Annotated in this window: 4 protein-coding genes and 1 pseudogene; 1 reads left to right on the top strand and 4 read right to left on the bottom strand. The window is 68.1% G+C overall.

Annotated features, from left to right (window positions below):
• Nucleotides 1-219 (top strand): annotated as a pseudogene (locus tag LK10_RS22535) (IS3-like element ISAar46 family transposase); the annotation flags it as partial.
• Between the two features lie 353 nt (nucleotides 220-572).
• On the opposite strand, the gene LK10_RS04350 reads toward LK10_RS22535, so the two are convergent.
• The 4 genes from LK10_RS04350 to LK10_RS04335 all read right to left on the bottom strand — a co-directional run.
• Nucleotides 573-1,454 (bottom strand): sugar phosphate isomerase/epimerase family protein, encoded by an 882-nt coding sequence (locus LK10_RS04350; protein ID WP_043120460.1) that lies wholly within the window; start codon nucleotides 1,452-1,454, stop codon nucleotides 573-575.
• Nucleotides 1,451-2,494 (bottom strand): Gfo/Idh/MocA family protein, encoded by a 1,044-nt coding sequence (locus tag LK10_RS04345; RefSeq protein ID WP_043120459.1) that lies wholly within the window; start codon nucleotides 2,492-2,494, stop codon nucleotides 1,451-1,453. Before LK10_RS04345 ends, LK10_RS04350 begins: the two co-directional genes overlap by 4 nt.
• A gap of 35 nt (nucleotides 2,495-2,529) precedes the next feature.
• Complete coding sequence (locus LK10_RS04340; RefSeq protein ID WP_043120458.1) at nucleotides 2,530-3,447, bottom strand: sugar phosphate isomerase/epimerase family protein; 918 nt, start codon at nucleotides 3,445-3,447, stop codon at nucleotides 2,530-2,532.
• 27 nt (nucleotides 3,448-3,474) lie between these two features.
• Nucleotides 3,475-4,948 (bottom strand): CoA-acylating methylmalonate-semialdehyde dehydrogenase (locus LK10_RS04335; RefSeq protein WP_043120457.1); only part of this gene is annotated, 1,474 nt, incomplete at its 5' end.

Here is a 4,948-nt window from a genome sequence, read left to right as displayed (position 1 = left end):
CGCCACTCCGGCATCGCCCTGTTCGCCCCCGCCGCCGTGCACGATGGCAGCTGGCAGGGGCAGTGGGCCCGACGCGACCACGCCCACCAGGCCTACTACAACGCACACCCCGAACGCTTCCGCAGTCGTCCAAAGACCCCTGCCCCACCGAGCACCGTTGGCATCAACCTTGCCAACCCACCCTCGGAAACACCCCCCGACCGACTCCAAGCAGCTTGACAACGACCGCTCCGCCATCAAATCAAGCACGACGGCGGGTGCCCGCCACCCACTCGGCGCCCACCCGCCGTCGTCCTTCCGGCAATTTCGCGTACCCGAAATGGATCCAGGAGAGATTATCTGTACCCGAAACGAAAGGCGGCCCCTCCCGCCAGCATCTCGGGTACAGAAAGTCGCGCCCCCGGCATTAAGCACGACGGCGGGCGCCTGCCACCCGCTCGGCGGGCACCCGTCGTCGTCCTTCTGAGAATTTCGCGTAAAACACACGCAATTAACGCGTAAAACACAACGCAATTAAAAAGGGCCGCCGGATCACGTTGATCCGGCGGCCCTTTCGCGTACCCGAAACGAATTTAGGCGCGATTAGCTGTACCCGAGACGGAGTCTTGGATGGTGCGGAGCTGGTAGCGCGAGACCTCGTCGGCGTTCTCGTCCTCGGCGAAGACGCTCGAGACCATGACGGTGTCGTCGCTGTCCAGGAATCCGATCTCCCCGAGGCCGCCGAAGAACTCGTTCCAGTTCACGTCGCCGTCGCCGATCTTGAGGTGCTGGTGCACGCGCACGGGGTTGCCGGGCGGGTTCGTGATGTACCGGAGGCCGTGCGAGGCGTGGTGGTTCATGGTGTCCGCGACGTGCACGACGCGCAGGCGGTCGCCCGCGGCCCGCATGATCTCAAGCGGTTCGTCCTTCATGTGGAACGTGTGCGACGCGACGTACACCATGCCCACGTTCGGCGAGTTGAGGCCCCGAATAACGCGGAGCGCCGCGAGGCCCTCCTCGACGAAGTCGTCGGGGTGCGGGTCAATCGCAACGTGGATGCCCTCGCGCTCGAAGATCGGGAGGAGCTCCTCCATCGACTTGTAGAAGCACGCCTCGGACTCCTCGGGCTTCTCAGGGCGGCCCGAGAACTCCGTGTTCATCTGGTTCGCGCCGAGGTCCACCGTGATCTGTATGGCACGCTTCCAGTAGCGTACGGCGGCCTCGCGCAGCTGCTCGTCCGGACCTGACCAGCGCAGCACCGGCAGCACCGACGCCACGCCGACCCCCGCATCCGCGCAGGCTTTGCGGAGCTGGCGCACGAGCTCGTCGTCGGCCTTCGGGTGCGTGAAGAACGGGATGAGGTCCCGGTGCGGGGTCAGCTGGAGGTACTCGTACCCGAGATCCGCCGCGAGCGCAGGGAACTCGAGGAGCGAGTGGGTGCTGTGGAACGGGGTCGGATCGAGGGCGATCTTCATTGAGCCCCTCCCTGCGCCGGCTCAAAAGACCCGTACAGGGCTGGCTTCTCATTGAGGACGACGGCGACCTTCTCGCCGCTCTTCTGCGCCTCGACGCCAGCCTCGCAGCACGCGGCAGTCGCGTAGCCGTCCCAAGCCGACGGGCCGCCGATCTCGTTCCGGAGGGCGGCGTCGACCCACGACTGGACCTCGACGTCGTACGCCGCGCCGAAACGCGCCTCGAAGCCCGGCGTCACCTCGCCGCCCCAGCGGCCGGCGCGGTGGACAGTCGGGCCTCCGTCGGCGCCGATGTTGACGATGCCGTCTTCGAACGCGGCCTCCGTGGTGACCTGGTAGCCGAACTGGGCGTTGACGAAGATCTCGACGTCGACGAGCACGCCGGACGCCGTCTCGATCAGGACGTGCTGCGGATCGTGCTGCCCGCTCGGCGCCTTCGAGGTCGCCTTGCCGAGGCGCACCTGTACCGAGGTGATCTCCTCGCCCGTCAGGAAGCGGATGACGTCGAACTCGTGGACCACCGAGTCGTTGATGAGCATCTCGTTGGTGAAGCCCGGGGGGGTGTCCGGGTTCCGGTGGCGGCAGTGGAGCATGAGCAGCTCGCCGAGCTCACCCGAGCGGACCAGACCGCCGAGCTGCACGTAGCCCTGGTCGAAGCGTCGCATGAACCCCACCTGGATCCGCTTCCGGCCAAGCTTCTGCTCCGCCTCGACGATCTTCCACGCCGATGCGGCGTCCGGGGTGAGCGGCTTCTCGCACAGGATCGGGATGTCACGCTCGAGCGCTTCGAGGAGCGCGACTTCGTGGAGGAAGCCTGGCGTGGCGATGAGGACGGCGGTCACGTCGCCCGATTCATAGGCCTCCGCTGCGGTCGCGTAAGCCTGCGCACCGGGGATGTGGGCGACCGCTGCCTTGGCGCGATCAAGGTCGATGTCGACGACGGCGGCCACCTCGGCGCCGTGGATGCGCGTGTGCAGGCGCTGGATGTGATCAGCGCCCATGCGACCGGCGCCGATGACGGCGACGCGCAGGTTCTCAACCATGGAATGAGCCTTTCAGGAGGTCCGGCGTGCCGGAGTCAGGAGATGCGGGTGCGGGAGCCGCACGAGAGGAGGTAGTTGCGGGTGCGCTGGGCGATCGGAAGCGGGACGTCGAACGCGACGGGGTACATGTCCTGCTCGACGATCCCGAAGATGGGGCGATCGAGACCTTCGACGGCCTCGATGACCTCACGGAGGTCGGGCAGGCCCGACGGCGGCTCAGCCATGACGCCCGCGGTGTTCGCGGCCGCCCAGGTCATGTTCTCGGCGCGGACTTTCGCGAGGACGTCCGGGTTGATCTGCTTGAGGTGCAGGTAGCCGATGCGCTCGGGGTACTTGCGGATGAGGTCGACGCTGCTGGCACCGCCGTACTCGGCGTGACCGGTGTCGAGGCAGAGCGTGAGCAGCTCGGGGTCAGTGTTCTCGAGCAGGCGCTCGATGTCCGCCTGGCCCTGAACGTGCGAGTCCGCGTGCGAGTGGAACTGCTGCTTGAGCCCGAACTGCTCGCCGAGGCGGCGGCCCAGCTCGTCGTGGCCCTTGAACAGCGAGTCCCACTGATCAGGGGTGAGCACCTCGTTCTCGACAGCCGCACCGGTCACGTCGTCGCGCCACATCGCGGGGATGACGACGATGTGCTCGCCCCCCATCGCTGCGGTCAGCTCAGCCACGCGCCGGGCCGGCTCCCACGCCTCTTCCCACTGATCACGCCCACGATGGAACGCGGTGAACACCGTCCCCGCCGAGACCTGCAGATCGCGGGCCTTGAGCTCGTCGGCGAGGCGCGACGGGTCGGTGGGCAGGTAGCCGTAGGGCCCCAGCTCGATCCACTTGTAGCCGGCCTCGGCCACCTCGTCGAGGAAGCGCTCCCAGGGGGTCTGCTTCGGATCGTCCGCGAACCAGACGCCCCAGGAATCGGGCGCGGTGCCGATGATGAGCTTGTTCTCGATGTCCGTCATCGGGTGCCTTTCGTCGAGCGCCTGCGCTCAGTTGGAGGGGAAGTTGTAGGTGGCGCCGGAGGCGTGGGTGGGTTCGGGCCAGCGTTGGGTGACGACCTTGCCGCGGGTGTAGAAGGAGACGCCTTCTTCGCCGTAGATGTGCTTGTCGCCGAACAGGGAGGACTTCCAGCCGCCGAAGGAGTGGTAGGCGACGGGGACGGGGATGGGGACGTTGACCCCGATCATGCCCACGTGGACCCCGCGGTGGAACTTGCGGGCGTTGGAGCCGGAGGAGGTGAAGATCGCGGTGCCGTTGCCGTACGGGTTGGAGTTGATCAGCTCGATCGCCTCCTCGACCGTCTCCACCCGCACCACGCCCAGCACGGGGCCGAAGATCTCCTCGGTGTAGGCGTCCATGTCGGTGGCGACGTTGTCGATCACGGTGGGACCGAACCAGAACCCGTCCTCCTTGCCGGGGACGGTGAACTCGCGCCCGTCCACGATCAGGTCCGCCCCGGCCTCCGCCGCGGAGGTCACGATGTTCTTCATGCGCTCCTTGGAGGCGGCGGTGATGACCGGGCCCATCTCCGCGCCCGGGTCGGTGCCCTCGGCGACCTTGACCGCCTCGGCCCGCTCGGCGACCTTGCCCACCAGGGCGTCCGCGACGTCCCCGACCGCGACGGCGACGCTGATCGCCATGCAGCGCTCCCCGGCGGAGCCGAACGCGGCGGCGGAGAGGTGGTCCGCGGCGTTGTCCAGGTCCGCGTCCGGGAGGATGATCGCGTGGTTCTTCGCCCCGCCCAGGGCCTGGACGCGCTTGCCGTGCGCGGTGGCGGTCTCGTGGACGTACTTCGCGATCGGGGTCGAGCCCACGAAGGAGACCGCGTCCACGTCCGGGTGGCGCAGGAGCCCGTCGACGGTCTCCTTGCCCCCGTGCAGGACCTGGAACACCCCCTCCGGCAGGCCCGCCTCGGCCCACAGCCGGGCCAGGAGCATCGACGCGGAGGGGTCCCGCTCGGAGGGCTTGAGGATGAACGTGTTCCCGGTCGCGATCGCCACCGGGGCCATCCACAGGGGCACCATCACGGGGAAGTTGAACGGGGTGATCCCGGCGACGACGCCGACCGGCTGGCGGTAGGAGAAGACGTCGATGCCGGTGGAGGCCTGGTCCGAGTAGGCGCCCTTGAGCAGCTGCGGGATCCCGCACGCGAACTCGATGACCTCCAGGCCGCGCCCGATCTCGCCCTTGGCGTCGGAGAGGACCTTGCCGTGCTCGGCCGTGACGAGGGCGGCGAGGTCGTCCACGTGCGCGGCGACGAGCTCGCGGAACTTGAACAGCACCGCGGTGCGCTTGGCCAGGGAGATGTCTCCCCAGGTCTCGGCGGCCTTGCGCGCGTTCGCTACCGCGGTCTCGAGGTCGGCCGCGTCCGCGAGGCGCAGCTCTCCGGTCTGCTCCCCGGTCGCGGGGTTGAACACCGGCTGGGTCCGCTCCCCGACACCATTGGTCTCTTCACCGTTGAGG

The organism is Sinomonas humi (assembly GCF_000802235.1).
In the GTDB taxonomy this organism is placed as follows: Bacteria; Actinomycetota; Actinomycetes; order Actinomycetales; family Micrococcaceae; genus Sinomonas; species Sinomonas humi.
Note: the sequence above shows the minus strand (reverse complement) of the source record. Positions and strands in the feature narration are given on the sequence as shown.

Bases quoted from the DNA above. Each gene is read 5' to 3' on its own strand.
- LK10_RS04350 (WP_043120460.1), bottom strand. From the start codon at position 1,454: ATGAAGATCGCCCTCGATCCGACCCCGTTCCACAGCACCCACTCGCTC.
- LK10_RS04345 (WP_043120459.1), bottom strand. From the start codon at position 2,494: ATGGTTGAGAACCTGCGCGTCGCCGTCATCGGCGCCGGTCGCATGGGC.
- LK10_RS04340 (WP_043120458.1), bottom strand. From the start codon at position 3,447: ATGACGGACATCGAGAACAAGCTCATCATCGGCACCGCGCCCGATTCC.